Source organism: Paracoccus ferrooxidans, assembly GCF_029909815.1.
Lineage (GTDB): Bacteria > Pseudomonadota > Alphaproteobacteria > Rhodobacterales > Rhodobacteraceae > Paracoccus > Paracoccus versutus.
The window spans coordinates 305041-323606 of the sequence record NZ_CP038198.1 but is presented as its reverse complement, the minus strand read 5'-3'; the positions used below and the strand labels follow the sequence as shown (position 1 = coordinate 323606).

General features: G+C 69.6%; 21 protein-coding genes. 13 read left to right on the top strand and 8 right to left on the bottom strand.

Annotated elements, in window-relative coordinates; genetic code table 11:
• The first annotated feature begins 164 nt into the window (after positions 1-164).
• Positions 165-962, top strand: a complete 798-nt coding sequence (locus E3U26_RS01615; protein ID WP_072462555.1) for an IclR family transcriptional regulator — start codon at positions 165-167, stop codon at positions 960-962.
• Here the strand turns inward: E3U26_RS01615 and E3U26_RS01610 are convergent, their stop codons facing one another.
• The gene (locus tag E3U26_RS01610) at positions 963-1760 is read right to left on the bottom strand and encodes an ABC transporter ATP-binding protein (protein WP_499105242.1); all 798 of its coding nucleotides are present in this window, start codon (positions 1758-1760) and stop codon (positions 963-965) included. It lies immediately after the preceding gene.
• Between the two features lie 166 nt (positions 1761-1926).
• Here E3U26_RS01610 and E3U26_RS01605 point away from each other — a divergent pair, with 166 nt between their 5' ends.
• The 5 genes from E3U26_RS01605 to E3U26_RS01585 all read left to right on the top strand — a co-directional run bounded on the left by E3U26_RS01605 (position 1927) and on the right by E3U26_RS01585 (position 6653).
• Complete coding sequence (locus E3U26_RS01605) at positions 1927-2787, top strand: siderophore-interacting protein (protein WP_499105241.1); 861 nt, start codon at positions 1927-1929, stop codon at positions 2785-2787.
• Positions 2788-2796: 9 nt separating this feature from the next.
• Positions 2797-3738, top strand: a complete 942-nt coding sequence (fepB, locus tag E3U26_RS01600) for a Fe2+-enterobactin ABC transporter substrate-binding protein (RefSeq protein ID WP_114537884.1) — start codon at positions 2797-2799, stop codon at positions 3736-3738.
• Positions 3735-4751, top strand: coding sequence for a FecCD family ABC transporter permease (locus E3U26_RS01595; protein ID WP_116222685.1), 1017 nt, complete (start codon positions 3735-3737; stop codon positions 4749-4751). Before fepB ends, E3U26_RS01595 begins: the two co-directional genes overlap by 4 nt.
• Entirely contained in the window at positions 4748-5797 is a 1050-nt protein-coding gene (locus E3U26_RS01590; RefSeq protein ID WP_072462550.1) for a FecCD family ABC transporter permease, read from the top strand. Before E3U26_RS01595 ends, E3U26_RS01590 begins: the two co-directional genes overlap by 4 nt.
• 151 nt (positions 5798-5948) lie before the next feature.
• Positions 5949-6653: a Crp/Fnr family transcriptional regulator gene (locus E3U26_RS01585; RefSeq protein ID WP_083539140.1), complete on the top strand. Its 705-nt coding sequence runs from the start codon at positions 5949-5951 to the stop codon at positions 6651-6653.
• 49 nt (positions 6654-6702) lie between these two features.
• Here the strand turns inward: E3U26_RS01585 and E3U26_RS01580 are convergent, their stop codons facing one another.
• Entirely contained in the window at positions 6703-6936 is a 234-nt protein-coding gene (locus E3U26_RS01580) for a hypothetical protein (protein WP_243784632.1), read from the bottom strand.
• A 296-nt stretch (positions 6937-7232) separates the two neighbouring features.
• Here E3U26_RS01580 and E3U26_RS01575 point away from each other — a divergent pair, with 296 nt between their 5' ends.
• From E3U26_RS01575 to E3U26_RS01565, 3 genes are read left to right on the top strand one after another with little or no spacing between them, the layout of a single operon-like run.
• Positions 7233-9449, top strand: coding sequence for a pyridoxal phosphate-dependent decarboxylase family protein (locus tag E3U26_RS01575; RefSeq protein WP_499105239.1), 2217 nt, complete (start codon positions 7233-7235; stop codon positions 9447-9449).
• On the top strand, positions 9446-10357 hold the full coding sequence (locus tag E3U26_RS01570; protein WP_499105237.1) for a hypothetical protein: 912 nt from the start codon (positions 9446-9448) through the stop codon (positions 10355-10357). Before E3U26_RS01575 ends, E3U26_RS01570 begins: the two co-directional genes overlap by 4 nt.
• Positions 10347-11144, top strand: a complete 798-nt coding sequence (locus E3U26_RS01565; RefSeq protein WP_036755059.1) for an adenylate/guanylate cyclase domain-containing protein — start codon at positions 10347-10349, stop codon at positions 11142-11144. The genes E3U26_RS01570 and E3U26_RS01565 overlap by 11 nt, the downstream gene beginning before the upstream one ends.
• On the opposite strand, the gene E3U26_RS01560 is transcribed toward E3U26_RS01565, so the two are convergent.
• Positions 11128-11784, bottom strand: a complete 657-nt coding sequence (locus tag E3U26_RS01560) for a Crp/Fnr family transcriptional regulator (protein ID WP_114537869.1) — start codon at positions 11782-11784, stop codon at positions 11128-11130. The two genes, E3U26_RS01565 and E3U26_RS01560, sit on opposite strands and share 17 nt — an antisense overlap.
• A gap of 159 nt (positions 11785-11943) precedes the next feature.
• Between E3U26_RS01560 and E3U26_RS01555 the strand changes: the two genes are divergently transcribed.
• On the top strand, positions 11944-12276 hold the full coding sequence (locus tag E3U26_RS01555; RefSeq protein WP_036755057.1) for a hypothetical protein: 333 nt from the start codon (positions 11944-11946) through the stop codon (positions 12274-12276).
• Positions 12277-12300: 24 nt separating this feature from the next.
• Positions 12301-13215, top strand: coding sequence for an ETX/MTX2 family pore-forming toxin (locus tag E3U26_RS01550; protein ID WP_499105235.1), 915 nt, complete (start codon positions 12301-12303; stop codon positions 13213-13215).
• Positions 13216-13330: 115 nt separating this feature from the next.
• On the opposite strand, the gene E3U26_RS01545 is transcribed toward E3U26_RS01550, so the two are convergent.
• On the bottom strand, positions 13331-13624 hold the full coding sequence (locus E3U26_RS01545) for a hypothetical protein (RefSeq protein WP_208861648.1): 294 nt from the start codon (positions 13622-13624) through the stop codon (positions 13331-13333).
• 167 nt (positions 13625-13791) lie between these two features.
• Here E3U26_RS01545 and E3U26_RS01540 point away from each other — a divergent pair, with 167 nt between their 5' ends.
• Together E3U26_RS01540 and E3U26_RS01535 are read left to right on the top strand one after the other, a co-directional pair.
• Positions 13792-14163: a hypothetical protein gene (locus E3U26_RS01540; RefSeq protein WP_499105233.1), complete on the top strand. Its 372-nt coding sequence runs from the start codon at positions 13792-13794 to the stop codon at positions 14161-14163.
• Between the two features lie 8 nt (positions 14164-14171).
• A complete protein-coding gene (locus E3U26_RS01535) occupies positions 14172-14348 on the top strand; it encodes a helix-turn-helix transcriptional regulator (RefSeq protein ID WP_275600360.1) in 177 nt (58 codons plus the stop codon).
• A 110-nt stretch (positions 14349-14458) separates the two neighbouring features.
• Here the strand turns inward: E3U26_RS01535 and E3U26_RS01530 are convergent, their stop codons facing one another.
• Genes E3U26_RS01530 through E3U26_RS01515 form a run of 4 tightly spaced genes read right to left on the bottom strand, consistent with a single transcriptional unit; the run spans position 14459 to position 18286 of the window.
• Positions 14459-15262: an ABC transporter ATP-binding protein gene (locus E3U26_RS01530; protein WP_499105232.1), complete on the bottom strand. Its 804-nt coding sequence runs from the start codon at positions 15260-15262 to the stop codon at positions 14459-14461.
• The gene (locus E3U26_RS01525) at positions 15259-16284 is read right to left on the bottom strand and encodes a FecCD family ABC transporter permease (RefSeq protein WP_499105231.1); all 1026 of its coding nucleotides are present in this window, start codon (positions 16282-16284) and stop codon (positions 15259-15261) included. Before E3U26_RS01525 ends, E3U26_RS01530 begins: the two co-directional genes overlap by 4 nt.
• On the bottom strand, positions 16281-17306 hold the full coding sequence (locus tag E3U26_RS01520) for a FecCD family ABC transporter permease (RefSeq protein WP_499105230.1): 1026 nt from the start codon (positions 17304-17306) through the stop codon (positions 16281-16283). The genes E3U26_RS01525 and E3U26_RS01520 overlap by 4 nt, the downstream gene beginning before the upstream one ends.
• Positions 17303-18286 (bottom strand): iron-siderophore ABC transporter substrate-binding protein, encoded by a 984-nt coding sequence (locus tag E3U26_RS01515; protein WP_036755034.1) that lies wholly within the window; start codon positions 18284-18286, stop codon positions 17303-17305. Before E3U26_RS01515 ends, E3U26_RS01520 begins: the two co-directional genes overlap by 4 nt.
• Positions 18287-18566: the final 280 nt, after the last annotated feature.

Sequence of the window (18566 nt, the reverse complement as noted above, 5' to 3'; positions counted from 1 at the left end):
GGGGAACCTTGCTGGCGGCATGCGTGCCACATTGCGCAATGCATTCCGCATGTCAATCACATAGCGCGCCCGCCCCTTTGCCATCGCCGCCGCGCCGCGCTAGTGTTGCGCCGCTGCCGCACGCCCGATCCGCGGGCCAGCCGCAAGCGCAGGAGAAACCGCCCATGATGGAGTTCGAGCCCTTCCTTGACGAGGATGCGAAGCTCTCGGGGCAAAAGCGGTCGGGGACGATCCAGTCCATCACCATCGCCATGCGTTTCCTCAACATCCTGGCCGGGGCCGAACGCGCCCTGCCGCTGGCCGAGATCGCGCAGCTGTCGCGCACCGGCCGCTCGACCGCGCATCGCTACATGCAGAGCCTGGTGAAAGAGGGGCTGGCGGTGCAGGATCCCGCCTCCAGCCGCTATGACCTTGGCCCGGCGGCGCTGAGCCTGGGCGTCGCCGCGCTGCGCCGGGTCGATGCGGTCGAGATCTCGGGCACGCAGATGAAGCAGCTGACCGAGAATCACGGGCTCAGCTCCGGCGTCTGCATCTGGACCGAGCGCGGCCCGACCATCGTGCGCTGGTATCGCAGCGCGCATTTCGCCATCACCGCCGTCAGCCTTGGCGACGTGCTGCCGGTGGACAACACCGCCTGCGGCCTGGTCTTCCAGGCCTTCCTGCCCCGCGCGCAGATCGAGGCCGCGCGCCGCCTGCAACCGGCCAGCTTCCGCGGCACGCCACCCGGCAAGGCGGCGATCGACCGCATCCGCGCCGAGGGCTGGGCGGAACTGACCAGCCACCTTCTGTCCAACGTCACCGGCCAGGCCGCGCCGGTCCTGGATGCGCAGGGCGAGCTGGTCTGCGTCGTGACCACGGCCGGCAACCTGGGCAAGCTGGATTCGCCGCAGGCGGGGCTGGCGCTGCGCGACGCGGCGCGGCTGATCAACCGCGCGACCGGCGGGCAAAGCACCTTCGACTGATCAGCCGCCGCCCAATTCGCCGCGCGGACGCGGGATCACCATCGGCCGCCCGGTCAGCGGATCGGGCTGCACCAGCGCATCGAGGCCAAAGACCTGCCGCATCAGCGCATCGGTGACGATCTGGTCGGGCGCGCCCTCGGCCACCACGGCGCCATCGTTCATCGCCACCAGATGCGAGGCATAGCGAAAGGCCAGGTTCAGCTCGTGCAGCACCGCGACCACGGTGCGGCCCTGCGCGTTCAACCCGGACAGAAGCTCAAGCAATTCGACCTGATGCACGATGTCCAGGAAGGTCGTCGGCTCGTCCAGCAGCAGGATGCCGGTTTCCTGCGCCAGCGCCATGGCGATCCAGACGCGCTGGCGCTGGCCGCCCGACAGCTCGGCCACCGGGCGCCCGGCCAGGGACAGCGTGCCGGTGGTTTCCAGCGCCGCGCGCACGGCCCGCTCGTCCTCGGGCGACCATTGCTGCAGGAAGCTTTGGTGCGGAAAGCGGCCGCGGGCCACCAGCTCGGCCACGGTCAGCCCGTCCGGCGCCACCGGCGACTGCGGCAGCAGCCCCAGCCGCCGCGCCACCTCGCGCGAGGGCAGGCCCAGGATCGCCTTGCCGTCCAGCACCACCTGCCCCGCATCGGGCACCAGCAGCCGCGCCAGGGCGCGCAGCAGCGTCGACTTGCCGCAGGCGTTGGGCCCGACGATGGCGGTGAACGACCCGTCCGGTATCGCCAGCGACAGGTTTTCCGACACCACCCGCGCCTGGTAGCGCAGCGTCACCGCATCGGCATGCAGGCGATGGGACATTCCCGTTCCTTCCCTTGGGCCGCCTTTTTCCGGCGGCATGTGTATTGCATTGCGGAATGCGCTCTGCAATATGGTTTCAGCCATTGCGCCGGAGCCCGGTCCGGCGATCAGCCATCCCTGCTTTTCAGACCAGCGCCCGCGACATGCTGCAGGCGGAAAGGATGCCATGGCCAGCCCGAACACGGAATCCGTCGAAGATCCTGACGACCTGCTGTCGCAGCAGGATCACATGCGCGACATGGATCGCGTCCAGCTGGAGGTGGCCGAGATCCGCCGCCCCTTTCCCTCGGTCGCGCAGGTGGTCGGCCGCATCGACGCGGCGGACCCCGCCGCCTGGCTGCCCGCGAACCTGGCCGTCCGCATCGAGGTCGAGACGCCCCAGGGCCAGCGGCCGGTCTCGCGCATCTACACGATCCGCAGCTTCGAGCCCGCCAGCGGCACGGTCGAGATCGACTTCGTGCTCCATGACGACGACAGCCCGGCGATGCGCTGGCTGAAGGCCGCCCGCGCCGGCACCCGCGCCTGGATGATCGGGCCGCGCCAGCACCTGGTCCCCGGCCACGCCCCCGGCAAGCGCGCGGCGATCTTTGCCGACGAAACCGCGATCCCCGCCGTCCACGCCATCCTGGGCGCATGGCCGCAGGACACCCCCGGCAGCCTGTGGATCGAGACCGCCGAGCCCGGCGCATTCGAGGAACTGCCGCGCCTGCCCGGCATTGACTATCACCTGATCCGGCGGGACCGGCCCGCGGGCACCACCGGCGCGCTGCTGGCCGCCGCGCGCAATGCCATCACCACGCCCAAGGGCTGGACGCTCTGGGCCGCCGGCGAGCGCCAGGAAATGCGGGATCTGCGCAGCCATTTCCGCGCCCTCGGCCTGGCCCGAGAGGACGTGCGCGTCTTCGGCTACTGGAAGCACGGCGCCAGCAGCTCCGAGATCGACCGCATCCGGCTGCGCGAATATGCCGAGATCCGCAAGCGCGGGCTGCGGCTGGAAGACCTTGACGACGCCGAACTGCCGATCTGAGGAATGCCCATGCCCACACGCCTCGCTCCGCTGCTCCTTGCGCTGATCCTGCCCGCCGCGGCGCTTGCCGACGAAGGCTGGCCGCGCAGCATTCCCGACGCCCTGGGCGAGGCGAAGGTGGCAGCGCCTCCGCAGCGCATCGTCTCGACCTCGCCCAGCCTGACCGGCATCCTGCTGGCCATCGACGCGCCGCTTGCGGCCACCGCCTCGGCCATGGTCGGGCCGCTGACCGACGACAAGGGCTTCTTCACGCAATGGGCCGCCACCGCCGACCAACGCGGGGTCGAGGTGCTGTATCCGAACCTGAATTTCGACATCGAGGCGCTGATCGTGCAGGAGCCCGACCTCGTCGTCGCCTCCTCCGTCGGCGGCGACAGCATCCTGCCCTATCTCGACCAGCTGCGCGCGCAGGAGGTGCCGGTGATCGTGCTGGACTACGCCAACGACGGCTGGGAGGAACTGGCCCACAGCCTGGGCCGCGCCACCGGGCACGAGGCCGACGCCGCCCGCATGACCCAGGATTTCGCCCGGCGGGCGGCCGAGGCGAAGGCGGGGCTGTCCCTGCCGCCGGGCGATGTCAGCATCGTGTCCTACAATTTCTCGGGCACCTATTCGGTCGGCAAGCCCGAAAGCCCGCAGGCGCGGGTGCTGGCGGCGCTGGGGTTCTCGGTCGCGGGCCTTCCCGACGAGATGCGGGGCGAGGTCTCGCGCTCGGCCGATTTCGATTTCGTCTCGCATGAGAACCTGCCCGCCGCGATCACCGGCGACAGCGTCTTCCTGCTGAACGGGACCGAGCAGACGGTGCGCGAATTCAGCGCCGATCCGGTGCTGGCCAACCTGCCCGCGGTGCGCGAGGGCCGGGTCTATCCGCTGGGGCCGAACTCGTTCCGGGTGGATTACTACTCGGGCCTGCAGATCATCGAGACGGTCGCGCCCTATTTCGCCAAATGACGCCGCTGTTGCGCCCGGCGCCGGCAGGGCGGCAATACGCGGCCGGCGCGGCGGTGCTGGCGCTTCTGGCGCTGGCAAGCCTGGCCGTCGGCTCGCGCCCGGTGCCGCCCTCGCAGGTGCTTTCGGCGCTGTTCGGCTTCGACCCGGCGAACGACCTGCATCTGGTGGTGCGCGCGCTGCGGCTGCCGCGCACGCTGCTGGCGATCTTTGCCGGCGCGGCGCTGGGGCTGGCCGGGGCGGTGATGCAATCGGTGACACGCAACCCGCTGGCCGAACCGGGCCTGCTGGGGGTGAATTCGGGCGCGGCCATCGCGGTCGTCTTGGGGGCCTCGGCCTTCGGGCTGACGCAGATGGCGCAATATGTCTGGTTCGGCTTTCTGGGCGCCGGGCTGGCGGGGGTCGCGGTCTTCCTGCTGGGCCGGGCGCATGAAAGCGGCACCGACCCGGTCCGGCTGGTGCTGGCGGGGGCCGGGATCTCAGTCCTGCTGGGCGCGGCGGCGAGCCTGGTGATCCTGAACTCGGGGCTCGAGGTGCTGGACCTGTTCCGCAACTGGGGCTCGGGCGCGCTCGAGGGGCGCGGGCGGGCCGTGGCGGCGACCATGGGCGTGGCGCTGGCGCTTGGCGGCGGGCTGGCGCTGGCGCTGGCGCCGGGGCTGAACGCCATGGCGCTGGGGCATGACAGCGGCCGGGCGCTGGGGCTGCGGCCGCAGCGGTTCTGGGCGCTCGCCTGCCTGTCGGTGATGATCCTGGCCGGCGCCGCGACGGCCGCGGCCGGGCCGATCGGCTTTGTCGGGCTGGTCGCGCCGCATCTGGCGCGCGCCGTCACCGGGCCGGACAACCGCCGGGTGCTGCCGCTTTCGGCGCTGTTCGCGGCCTCGGTCCTCTTGGGCGCGGACATCATCGGCCGCGTCGTCGCGCCGCCGGCCGAGGTCGCGGCCGGCATCGTCGCGGCGATCCTGGGCGGGCCGTTCTTCGTCCATGTCGTGCGCCGCTTCCGGCTGGCGCGGCTATGATTCTGCCCGAGACCCGCGTCCTGCGACTGGGCCGCGCCTCGCTGCTGTGGCGGCCGCGCGCGCTGGCGGTCTGCCTGGCGCTGCTGCTGCTGTGCCTGGTCCTGGCGCTGCTGCTTCTGGGCACCGGCACGGTGCGGCTGTCGCCGGCGCAGGTGGTCGAGGGGCTGGCCGGCACCTCGGGCGAGACCACGGTGACGCGGGTGCTGCGCGGCATCCGCCTGCCGCGGGTGCTGACGGCGGCGCTGGTCGGCGCCTCGCTGGGCATGGCCGGGGCGGTGTTCCAGTCGCTGTCGCGCAATGCGCTGGGTTCGCCCGACGTGATCGGCTTCACCACCGGGGCGGCGACCGGGGCCATCGTGCAGATCGTCCTGTTCAACGCCGGCACCTTCCAGGTCGCCTCGGCGGCGGTGGTCTCGGGCCTGGCGACGGCGGTGGTGGTGCTGGCGCTGGCGCGACGCCGGGGGACCGAGGGCGGCTATCGCCTGATCCTGGTCGGCATCGGCGTGGGCGCGGTGCTGACCGGGGTCAACAACATGCTGATGGTGATGGGCAACCTCGACCGCGCCATGTCGGCGCAGATCTGGCTGGCCGGATCGCTGAACGCGCGCAGCTGGTCGCATGTCTGGCCGGCCCTGGCGGGGCTGGCGCTGTTCGCGCCGCTGCTGGTGCTGAACGCGCGCCGCCTGGCCGTCCTTGAGCTGGGCGAGGGCATGGCGGCCCAGCTGGGCCTGAACATCGCCCGCACCCGCGTGCTGCTGGTCATCGCCGCCGTCGGGCTGACCGCCGTGGCCACCGCCAGCGCCGGCCCCATCGCCTTCATCGCGCTGGCCGGGCCGCAGATCGCCCGGCGCCTGACCCGCGCGCCGGGGGTGCCGCTGCTTTCCGGCGCATGGACCGGCGCGGCGCTGCTGCTGGCGGCGGACCTGATCTCGCAGCGCGCGCCGCTTGGCCTGCTCTTGCCCATCGGCAGCATGACCGGATTGTGCGGCGGGCTCTACCTGGTCTGGCTGCTGGGACAGGGTGGCGCGGGGGCCGGCAAGCGGTGAACCTTTGTCCGGCCATCCGCAGAAACAGGGGATCTCCTCATGCACGAGGCGCGGGCAACGCGCGCGGCCGTTGCAGCAAGGCTTGACCCTTTCTCGATGATGGACAAGCCTGTGGCGGGCGCCTTGCGCGCCGTTCGATACCGGGAATTTCATGCAAGTTGCTGTTTCCATGGCCGAGTGCCGGCAGACCCTGCTGTCATTTGGCTGGCTGGCGCAAAAGCCGGGCGCGTTCCAGTCCGCCCTTCTCGACGAGGCGAGGCTGCGCCATTACGAGGCCGGCCAGTATACCCATCACATCGGCGACGGCCTGGGCGGATTCTACGGGATCGTCCGGGGCAGCTTTGCCGGGCTTGGCCCGACCCCGGATGCCGGCATCGCCATGGGGCATATCTTCCGGCGCGGCGACTGGGTGGGGGAAGGGCCGATGGTCTCTCGCCAGCCGCGGACCCTATCCTTTCGCGCCATGGAGCCGGCCGCGGTGCTTTACGTCTCGCTTGCGGCCGTGGACAGGATTTGCCGGCGCCTGCCCGAGGCGGCGCTGCATTTCGGCTCTCTTTCGGAATACAACCTCGACATAGCGGTCCGCTGCATGGCCGACCTGCTGATCCGGCGGGCGGATCGCCGGACGGCGGCGGTGCTTTTGCGCGTGGCCGGCACGGGCCCCTGCGAGGACGCGCCCGAGACCTGCCGGCTGACGCAGAACGACCTGGCCGAAATGGCGAACGCCTCGCGCCATATCGTGAACGAGACGCTGAAGAAGCTGGAGGCCCTCGGCTGCATCGAGGTCGGCTATGGCCGGATAACCGTGCTGAGGCCACAGGGCCTGCGCGCCTATGTCACCGGGACCGAGGGCTGATACCCCCGGCCATCCGCTCTCGGGCCGGGCCTTCTCAGGCCCTGTCCTTTCAGGCCACGTCGCGCATTCGCCCGCGCTCCAGGCCCTCGGTGCCGGAAAGGGCGTCCTTGGCCATCTCGGGCGTCACCCGGCCTTCGGCGCGGCCCGCAGCGATCTGGCGCAGCCTTCCCTTGATGGTCTTGATGTCGGCGGGCAGGTCGTCGTGGATAAGCTGCAGCACGACCCATCCGATGGTAAAGGCGATCATGTCGGGATTCCGGGTATGGCGAAGGTTTTTGCTCATAATCGCGCCTGTGCAAATCTGGTGGGGACAAGGGGCGCCCGTGGGCGCCGTCTCCGGGTATAAGCGGACGGCCGATGGCCGGAATGTTGAGAATTCGACATTTCGGAAAATATGCGGCCGCCGCCCTGCCCGGTTCCTGCCCGGCTCCTGCCCCGGCCGCGGGGGATGCGGCCCGCGGAAGCCCGTCCAAACATTGGGGAAAACGCCGCGGCTCATGCAACTGCATGTTGAAAAGGCCGAACGCTCGGGCCATGGTGGTCCCATCTTCCTGCTCCCGGCGATCCTGCGAGGCGTCCATGACCGGCAAGGCCAATCCCGACCTGATAGATTCGCTGGACCGGATCGCGCGGGAGGGGACGGGGCTGTTGGGCGCGGCCGGGGTCGCGCGGGCGGGCGCGCTGCCAGCATGGTTCCTTGGCCCCAAGGCCGAGAACGAAGCGGTGCTGCGCGAACTGGTCGGGATGGCGATTTCCGGCCATGTCGCCGCCCGGCGGGACTATGCGCCGCAGGATCCCCGGCTTGGGCCGGACCGCGTCTTCGAAAGCGACGCCTATCGCGCCACGGTCGAGCGCATGCGCGCCTGTCTTGCCGAGATGATCGGCAAGCTGGCCGGGTCCACGCCGCTTTCCAGCTATCGCAACCAGTCGCACATGTATTGGGACATCACCCTGCCGGGGGTCGCGGGCTATATCGCGGCGCTGCTTTTCAACCAGAACAATGTCGCGGCCGAGGCCTCGCCCGTCACCACCTTGCTGGAGATCACCGTCGGGCGCGAGTTGTGCCGGATGGCCGGCTTTGACGATGCGCAGCGCCCGCCCTGGGGCCATGTCACCTGCGACGGCAGCGTGGCCAATGCCGAGGCGATCTGGGCGGCGCGCAACCTGAAATACCTGCCCTTCGCCGTGGCGGAGGCGCTGCGCGAAGTGCCGGCCCTGGCCGCGGCCCGCGAGCTGGAGGTGCGGACCGGACAGGGGCAGGCCCGGCTGCTGGAGCTGGACGCCTGGGGGCTGATGAACCTGCCGGTGCGGACGGTGCTGGACCTGACCGGCGATCTTGCCCGGTCGGCCGGGGTCGAGCCCGAGGCGGCGGTCGCCGCGCTGGCAGGCCACACCGTGCAGGATCTGGGCCTGGCCGAGATGCACCGCCGCCATGCCCCCGACCTGCCGGTGCCGCTGGTCCTTGCCCCGGCGACGGCGCATTATTCCTGGCCCAAGGGCGCGGCGCTGCTGGGCCTGGGGCGCGCCGCGCTGCGCAGCGTGCCGGTGGACGACAACGGCCGCATGGAGATCCGCGCGCTGGAGCGGATGCTGGCGGAATGCCTGGACCAGCGCCGGCCGGTCATGCTGGCGGTCGCCGTGCTGGGCACCACCGAGGAGGGCGCGGTCGATCCGCTGGACCGCATCGTCTCCCTGCGCGAGGCGTTCGGCGGCCGCGGCCTGGGCTTTGCGCTGCATGCCGACGCCGCCTGGGGCGGCTATTTCATGTCCATGCTGCGCCAGCCGCCGCTGGGCAGTTCAGACCCCAACCACATGCTGGACATCGACGACGACGACGCGCCGCCCGGCATGCACCTGAACCCGCGGGTCGAGGCGCGCCTCGAGGCGGCGCGGCATTGCGAGACGCTGACCGTGGACCCGCACAAGGCGGGGTTCATCCCCTACCCCGCCGGCGCGCTTTGCTATCGCGACGGCGCGATGCGCGATCTGGTCAGCTTTGCCGCGCCGGTGGTCTTTCACGACGGCGTGGTGCCGACGGTCGGCATCTATGGCATCGAGGGCTCGAAGCCCGGCGCCGCGGCGGCCTCGGTCTGGCTGTCGCATCGGGTGATCCCGCCCGACCAGTCGGGCTATGGCCGGTTGCTGGCGAAATGCATCTTTGCCAGCCGCCGCTTCTATGCCGCGCTGCGGGTCGGGTTCCCGGCCGACGGGCCGGTCGCCGTCACCCCCTTCCAGCGCCTGCCGGCCGAGCGCCGCGGCCTCGACCCCCAGGCCGTGGCCGAGCAGGAGCGGCGGCTGCACGACGAGATCGCCTGCCTCGACAACGATGCGCTGGTCGACCGGCTGCTGGCCGATCCGACGCTGATGGCGTTGTTTCGCAGCATCGGCTCGGACACCAGCATCGTGCCCTATGCCTTCAACTTCCGCAGCGAGCGCGGGCTCAACACGGACCTGGGGCTGATGAACCGGCTCAACGACGCCATCTTCCGCGCGCTGAGCCTGGAAGAGGCGCCCGTTTCGGGACCGCCGCCGAAGCCGATGTTCGTCACCGCCTCGGAATTCGATCCCGCCGTCTATGGCGAGGGGTTCGTCGCGCGCTTCGCCCGGCGGGCCGGGGTCGAGCCGCAGCCGGGCATGGGCGTGCGCTTCCTGATCTCGACCCAGCAGAACCCGTTCCTGACCGCGACCGAGGACGGGGATTTCATTCCGCGGCTGATCGCGATCCTGCGCGAAACCGCCACCGAGGCTGCCGGGGAAATCTGCCGGGCCGCCGGATTGCGTCTGAAGAAAGGATGAAGATGGATCATTGCCCCGAACACGATCCGGCCGGGCCGCCGATCAGCAACATGGCGCATCAGCACGCCTTCACCATCGTCGGCGCCCAGACGCTGTTCGGCGTCCACATGACGCAATACCATACCGAGATGCACAAGTATCAGCTGGTGCTGCGCTTTTCGGTCCCGGTCGAGGTCGCCGCCGCCCTGCGCGAGATCCGGGCGCGTTATCCGCGCGACATCTTCGTGCTGGCCAACGACGAAAGCGACGAGTTCAACATCCCCTCGGTCGCGGCCGGGCTGAAGCCCACCTTCACCGGCAACATCTTCCAGGGCATCCCGCCCTTCGGTCCCGAGGACGAGAAGGACCCGCATTTCTTTCCCTGGCAGCTGACGCGGGTGCGCCCGGTCTTCGGCAAGATCCCGGTCACGGTCGAGCGCGTGGTGTATTTCCGGCCCTTCTCCCATGCAGAGCCCCTGCCCGAGGTCGCGCATTACCTGATGTTCGGCCGCGGCGCCGAGGCGCATATGACCGACCTGCAGACCGCGCCCGTCGCCCTGGCCGCGGACGGCGGCATGCTTTTCGGCCCCGGCTACGACCATGTGCTGAGCCTGGCGGGGACGCCCGGCTGGATCGCGCCGGACATGCTGGAGGCGGGGATCGTCGTCACCGTGCCCTCGATCCCCTTGCGCGGCCCGGCCGGCCGGCCGCATATCCCCTGCGCCATCCCCATGGCCGAGGGCGAGGCGGTGGTGCTGGATTATCGCGGCCTGCCGCGCGACCCGCCCCTGACCGCCGTCGCCGGCCCCTCGTTCTTCTGCGCCACCGCGGTCTGCAACAGCGAGGGGCTGGACGTCTGCCCCGAGGATCAGTCGATGCACGCCTCCGAAACCCCCGACGAATACCTGGTCAGGCCCGATGTCCGATAGCGCCTCGCAGCCCGAATTCGGCAACGAGCAGCTTTGGCTGCAGATCTTTCGCGACGGCCACCCGGTGCTGATGGGCAAGCAGCGGCGCTACCGGCGGCTGCCGGGCCTGCCGCGCTGCAAGCTGTGCTTCGCGCCCTTCGGCGGCTGGGGCGGCTGGGTGGCCCGGCGGATCGGCCTGCGCCCGTCGAACCGCAACCCGCGTTTCTGCAACGCCTGCGACAGGTTCATCGAGCAGTTCCCCGGCGGCGCCGAGGTGCCGATCAGCATCCTGTTCTGCGACCTGCGCGGCTCGGTCGCATTGGGCGAAAGGCTGGGCGCGGCCGCCTATGCCGCGACGGTGGCGCGGATGCGCGACACGGTGGTCGCGGCGCTGTGGCAGCATGACGGCTTCGTGCTGGAGTTCCAGGGCGATTCCGTGATCGGCGTCTGGCCGCCCGGCTTTTCCGGCAAGGACCATGCGCTCAAGGCCGTCGCCGCCGCCCGCAGCATGGCCCGGACGCTGGCGCGGCAGGAGGATGCCGGCGACGACCCGATCCGCGCCGGCATCGGCCTGCATACCGGCACGGCCTTCCTGTGCACCTTTTCGGCGGCCAGCGGCCTGCTGCAAGAGGTCGGCGCCTTCGGCCAGGCGATGAACATCGCCGCGCGCCTTTCGGCCCTGGCCGAGCCGGGGCAGATCCTGGCCACCAGGGCCGTCTGCGACGCCGCGCGGCAGGCGCCCCCGCCGCTGCGCCAGGTCACGCTGAAGGGCATCGACGAGCCGGTGGAGATCACGGCTCTGGCCTGATCTGCTCGCCCGTGTCCAGCGCGGCGGCCAGCCTGGCGCGCGAGGGCACGTGCAGGCTGCGGCCCCGCCTTTCCAGCACCCCCAGCCGGGCAAGCCGGCTCATCTCGCGCGAGACCGCCTCGCGATGGGTGGCGATGCGGGCGGCCAGCTCCATATGGCTTGGCGCCGGGTCCAGCAGATGCGGCCCGTCGCCCGGCGCGGCCAGCAGGCGCAGCAATTCGCGCACCAGCCTTTCGCGCACCAGGAGCGTGCCGAATTCATAGACCCGCTCGGACAGGCCGCGGATGAGGCCGACGAAATGCAGGTGGATCGCACCGGCAAAATCCGGCTCTCGCATCAGCCGCTGGAAATCCTGGGGCGAGACCCATGCCGTGCGCCCCGCATCCCGCGCCACCACGCTGGTCGAGCGCGCGCCGCCGTCGATGGCGGCCAGGATGCCGACCAGGTCGCCGGGCACGACGCGGGAAAACAGGACCATGCGCCCCTCGGGCGAATGGGCCAGAACGTCGGCCTCGCCCGCCAGCATCAGGAAGACGCGCCGGTCCCGGTCGGCCTCGCGGATCAGTTCGGCGCCGGCCGGGTGGCTGCGCTGATGCGCGGACGCCATGAACATCGCCCGCGCCTCGCCGCTCAATTGCATCGCCTCTCTCCCATCGCGCGAATGATCCACAACCGGCGCGATTATTCCCCGGCGCTGTGGCAAATGCCACTGCGTCGATTCGCGGAATGCGCGAAACAGGTCTTACCCAAGGCGGCAACGCCGCGGACCATTTCAGACCCGCGATTTCGGAGGAAAATCATGTCTCTGCAGAAAGTCGGCAATTTCAGCCTGCACAATGGCGGCGGCTTCGTCGCCCGGATGAAGTTCGCCTATATCGACGACGAGGGCCAGAAGAAGAGCACGCGGGAAACCGGCGACATCCTTCTGGGCCAGACCAAGACCGCGAAACTGGAAGAGTTCGACATCCCGGACGGCGCGCTCGTCTATCTGCATGTCGACGTGGTCTGGGGCAAGGACAACGAGGCCGCGCGCGCCTTCACCTACGAGCGCGGCAATACCTGCACGGCGGCCTATACGATCACCGGCACGACGCTGTCGAACACGCTGGGGCTGATCGACGTGAACTGCTGAGCCCTTCCTTCAGGAAGATTTTCCATGACGCTGCAATATCTCGACACGCTTGGGCTTGGCGCCATCATCGTGGATGCCTGGCAAAATCACCTTGAAACCGAGAAGGACCCGGCCGGCGGCCAATGGTTCGCCAACGGTCCCGGCAACAACGGCGGGCTGTTCGGCAAGCTGACGGACACGCTGGCATCCGAACTGGTCTTCGACGTGCCGGCGCAGACCTTCAGCGTCTACCAGTCGGCGGCGGCGACCGGGATCGTGGACAACCGCAACGGCCTGACGCCCGAGCAGACGGTCGGCCTGTCCTGCACCTTCCAGGACACGGTGACGACGACGCATTCGGTCAGCAAGGCGGTCAAGACGGGCACCACGGTCTCGATCAAGGGCACCATCGACGCCAAGGTGGTGAAGAAGGAATTCGGCATCAGCTTCACCGCCGAATATTCACATTCCTGGACGGATGCGACCGCCGTGTCGAAATCCGAGTCGCGCAGCTTCAGCGTCTCGGTGCCGGTGCGCAACGTGCCCGCCGGCCGGGTCTGGCAGGTCGTGCTGATGGCCAACAAGAAGGAACTCAGCATGCCCTATCGCGCCGACATCATCCTGAAGGGCAGCACGGTGGCGAATTTCCTGTCGCCGATCCGTGGCCAGAAGATCTGGCAGGCCGATGCCGGCACGCTGTGCGAATGGATCAACCGCCATGGCTCGGCGGGCGACGAGTCCTGGAGCTATGGCCGCGATCCCGCCGATCCCACGCAGGGGCGCATTTCCCTGCTGGGGACGCTGAAGGCGGTCCATACGGTCAATTTCACCGTGCGGACGCTGGATGTGACCGAAAGCTTCCGACCCGATGGCGACGGTGGTCTGGTCCTTGCGACCAACGCCGGGTCGGAAGCGCCTGTTGTTGACGAGGTTCTGGTTACCGAGCTTGCCGCTGCCTGAATCTCCTGGCAGGTTGCGGCGGCCCCGCCCCTTTCCGCAGATGGCAGCTGCGGAAGAGGCGGGGCTTTCCCCTTTCGCCGGGCTCGGGTTTCCCGGCCCGCCGCCTTGCCGCCGGTCACGGTTCGAGCGGAAAGAACATCGGCAGGACGACGATCCCGACCAGCAGAAGCGCCCAGCAGGCGCGCGGGAACCATATGGCCAGCAAGACCCTGCGCCGCGCATCCCTTGCCGGGACCAGGGTCAGCCAAAGCAGGGCCGCGCCAAGCGCATAGGCGGCATGGACCACCCAGTCGCGCACATGGACGACCCGCCCCGCGGGCCAGTTCGCCTCCTGATAGGCGGTCGTATGCGCGACCAGCAGGATGAAGGCCAGCGACCCGAGGCTGTTCATTGCGGCGGCAAGGGGCAAGGCGTCGTCTCCGTTGCAAGGCGATGAGAACCCGGAGCCTTACGGCCTGTGCGCCTGGGGCGCAATCCGCCCGCAGCCGTCGCCGCCTGCGATGCCGATGTAAAGCATACTTGACATCCGCAGCCTGCGGCCCGACTGTAAAGCGTGCTTTACATCGAGGACATGAAATGAGCCGGATAGCCCCATCCTTCATCCTGGGCATGCTGGCCTATATGGTCACGCTGGCAGTCTCGTTGCGCCTTTTGAACGGCAACGACCGGGGCCAGACGATGCAGATCGTCGTTTCGATGGCGCCCATGGTTCCGGCCGTCCTTCTGTGCTGGTCGGTCGTTCGCGCCATCCGCGCACTGGACGAATTGCAAAGGCGCATCCAGTTCGAGGCATTCGCGCTGGCCTTTGCCGGCACGGCATTGCTGACCTTCAGCTACGGGTTCCTGGAAAATGCCGGCATGCCTCGGCTGTCCATGTTCGCGGTCTGGCCGCTGATGTGCGCGCTCTGGATCCTCGGGCTGGTCATCGGCCGGCTGCGCTACAAATGAACAACCGCGTGCAGCAGCTGCGCCAGGAAAAGAGCTGGTCGCAGGCCGAACTTGCCGCGAAACTGAATGTCTCGCGCCAGACCGTCAATGCGATCGAGCGCGAGAGATACGATCCCAGCCTCGAACTTGCCTTCAGGATCGCACGTCTCTTCGACCGGAAGATCGAGGAGATCTTTCTGCCCTGATCCCGGTTCGGCAGGCCACGCGGCCTGATCCAACCGGGCCTGGTGCCTGACCGGATGCCTGGCGGAGCAGGCCGGGGGCGCTGCCGGTCGGCACGCCGCGATGCAGCGGATCACGCGCCCGCCATCCGGTGCCGCCCGATGGGCAGCATCATCGGGCGCCCCGAGGTCGGGTCCGCGATGATCCGGCTGTCCAGCCCGAACACCGCCCGCACATTCGCCGCCGTCAGCACCTCCTCCGGGCTGCCCGACACATGCAGCCGCCCCGCCGCCATCGCCACCAGGTGATCGGCATAGCGCGCGGCAAGGTTGAGGTCGTGCAGAACCATCACGATGGTCGTGCCGCGGCGCTGGTTCAGGTCGCACAGCAGGTCCAGCACCTCGACCTGATGGGCGATGTCCAGGAATGTCGTCGGCTCGTCCAAGAGCAGCAGGTCGGTTTCCTGCGCCAGCGCCATCGCGATCCAGACGCGCTGGCGCTGCCCGCCCGACAGCTCGTCCACGGCGCGCTCGGCCAGGTCGGCGGTGCGCGTGGCCTCCAGCGCGGCGGCGACGGCCTGGTCGTCGCTGCGGCTCCAGCGGGACAGGATGCCGTGATGCGGATGGCGGCCCCGGCTGACCAGATCGGCCACGGTGATCCCCTCGGGCGCCGTGGGCGATTGCGGCAGAAGGCCCAGCACCTGCGCCAGCTTGCGCGGCGCCATGCGATGCACCGCCTTGCCGTCCAGCAGCACCTGCCCGCCACGCGGCGCAAGCAGCCGCGACATCGACCGCAGCAACGTCGATTTCCCGCAGGCATTGGCCCCGACGATCGCCGTCATCCGGCCCGGCAGCACGTCGAGGTCCAGCCCCTCAAGGATCAGCCGGTCGCCATAGCCGGCCGACAGCTGCTGCACGCAAAGGGTATGGGCGGTCACAGCGAGCCTCCGGTGCGGTTGACGCGGATGATGAGATAGATGAGGTAAGGCGCGCCCAGGGCCCCGGTCACGACGCCCACGGGATAGCGCCCCGGCAGCAGGAACTGCCCGGCGTAATCGCCGGCCAGCACCAGCGCCGCGCCCACCAGCGCGGCGGGCAGCAGGGCCGAACCGTTCGGCCCGACGATCCGCGCCGCAATCGGCCCGGCAAGGAAGGCGACGAAGGAGATCGGCCCGACCACCGCCGTCGCCACCGCGATCAGCCCGACCGCCGTGACCACCACGAGGGCGCGTGTCCGTCCGACATCGGTGCCCAGCGCCGAGGCCGCATCATCGCCCAGCCGCAGCGCCTCGAGATCGCGCGTGCGCAAGACCAGCAGCCCGCCGAAGACCAGCAGCGACAGCAGCACCGGCACGGCCTGCGCCAGCTGCGCGCCGTTGAGACTGCCCGCCAGCCAGCGGATCGCCTCTTGCAGATCCCACGAGGGCGCGCGCGACAGCGTGTAGGAGATGAAGCTTTGCATCATCGCCTGCACGCCGATGCCGACCAGGATCAGCCGCGTGCCGGCGACGCCGCCGCGAAAGGACAGCGCATAGATCGCGATCGCCACGCCCAGCCCGGCAAGGACGGCAAAGACCGACACCGCCGCGCCGTCGAGGCCCATCACGACGATGGCAAAGACCGCCGCGGCGCTGGCGCCCGAGCTGATGCCGATGATGTCGGGGCTGGCCAGCGGGTTGCGCAGCATGATCTGGAACGCCGCGCCGCCAAGGCCGAAGGACAGGCCCGCCAGGATCGCCATGACCGCGCGCGGCAGGCGCAACTGCCCGACGGTGAAGGAGGCGCCAGGCACCTCGTGCCCGGCCAGCACCCGCAGCACGTCCTGCGGCGGGGTGAAGCTTTGGCCCAGCATCAGCGTGACGGCGAACCCCGCCGCCAGCAGCACGAGCGCCGTCCAGATCACCCGGCTGCGGTAACGCGCGCGGCGCAGGCGCCCGGCGGTGACGGCATCGGCGATCATAGCTCGCGGACCCTCTGGCGGCGGACGATCCAGATGAAGAAGGGCGCGCCGATGAAGGCGGTGACGATGCCGACGTCCAGCTCTCCGGGGCGGGCGATGATGCGGCCGACCACGTCGGACGCGACCAGCAGCGCCGCCCCGGTCAGGGCCGAGAACGGCAGAAGCCAGCGATGATCGACGCCCACCAGCAGGCGGCACAGATGCGGCACGATCAGCCCGACGAAGCCGATGGGGCCGCAGACCGCGGTTGTCGCCCCGCAAAGCAGGATCGCCGACAGCGCAGCCGTTGCGCGCGCAACCGCGACACGCTCGCCCAGTCCCGCCGCCATCTCATCCCCCAGCGCCAGCGAGTTCAGCTTGCGCGCGGATGCCATCGCCAGCAGCAGCCCGACGGCAAGGAAAGGCAGCACCGGCTGCATCCGCGCGAATGTCGCCCCGCCGACGCCGCCGATCTGCCAGGCCTGCAAGCCCCCGGCGATGTCGCCGCGCGTCAGCATCACCGCCACCACCAGCGAGTAGAAGGCGATCGAGGTCGCCGTCCCCGCCAGCGCCAGCTTCAGCGGCGTCGCGCCGCCTCGGCCGAGCGAGCCGATGGCATAGACGAAGACCGCCGTCGCGCCGGCGCCGCAGATCGCGACCCAGATGAAGCTGTGCGCGGCGCTGATCTGGAACCAGGCGACCGCGATGACCACGGCCAGCGCCGCCCCGGTATTCACCCCCAGGATGCCCGGATCGGCCAGCGGATTGCGCGTCACCCCCTGCATCAACGCGCCCGAAAGCCCAAGCGAGGCCCCGGCCAGCGCCGCAAGCACCGTGCGCGGAATGCGGGCCGAGACGGCGGCCTGGGCAATCGTTCCGACCTCTCCGCGCAGCCCGGCCAGGATGTCGTCAAGCCCCACCTGCCGGGTGCCGATGGCCACCGACAGCGCGCCAAGCAGCAGCAGCGCGGCCAGGACCACCGCCAGCCACAGCAGCCGCGCCCGCGCGGCGCGCCGCGGCAAGATGGTCGCGGGTTCGGTCATTCGGCTTTCTGCGCGGCCTCGGCCAGCATGGCGACGTAATCGTCCAGCACCCATGCGATGCCCAGGGGCGTCGGATTCGCCGCGTTCCCGACCGGATCGTTCTTCAGCATGACGATGCTGCCATGGGCGACGGCGGGCATGTGGCTGACCAGAGGATCGGCCTTCATCGCGGCCAGCAAAAGCAGGTTGCCATAGGTCACGACGATGTCCACATCTTCGAACGCGTCGATATTCTCGGCACTGACCGAGCCCGCGAACTTGCCCGGCTGCGTCGCATCCACGACGCTTTTCGGCATCGACAGGCCAAGATCCTGGAAGAACTTCACCCGCGTATCGTTGGCCGTGTAGAAATTCACGACGCTGAGGTTCGTGGTGTCCAGATGGGTCACGAACATCGCGGTCTTGCCCTGCAGGGCGGGATGCGCGGCAAGCGTGTCGGCGATCTGCGCCTCCATCCTGGCGATCAGCGCATCGCCTTCGGCCCCCATGCCCATGCCGGCGCTGTTCATCTGGATCATCCGCCGCCAATCGGTCGTCCAGGGCGAATCCGGGTAGGCGACGACCGGCGCGATTTGGCTCAGCGTGTCGTAATCGGACTGCGTCAGCCCGGAATAGGCGGCAAGGATCACGTCGGGGTCCACCGCCGCGACGGCCTCGAAATCGATACCGTCGCCTTCGTCGAACAAGGCCGGCGTGTCCGCGCCCAGTTCGGCCAGCTTTTCCTCGACCCAGGGCAGCACGCCGTCGCCGTCGTCGTCGCCGTAATTCGCCGCCGCCATGCCCACCGGCACGACCCCCAGCGCAAGCGGCACCTCGTGATTGCCCGAGGCGACCGTCGCCACGCGGAGCGGCTTTTCCGTGATCGTCGTGGTGCCGAACGCGTGCGGGATGCTGACGGGAAACCCGGCCTCATCCGCAAGGGCGGGGGCGGCGGCCGTCATCAGGACCAGCATCGCAGGGCGCAGAATCCGCATCGTCATGGCCTTTCCTGGCAGGTTCGCCTGCGGATTTCCCGCGCAAGCGGGCATGCGTCAACCCGTGCCGACCAAGGTATCCGCTTTTTCCCAAAGATTCCGACAAAAAAAGTGGGATTCTACAAGACAGGTTCGCGCCATCGGCCCTAGAAGCCCCGCCAGCATGACCGCCACGCCGTCCCTGCCCCAGCCTCGGGCACCGGGGGGCTGCCGTCATTCCAAGACCAGCCAGCCTCGGCCCCTCCTCTGATCCGCAGGCAGCCAGCAGCAACGACAACATCCATGC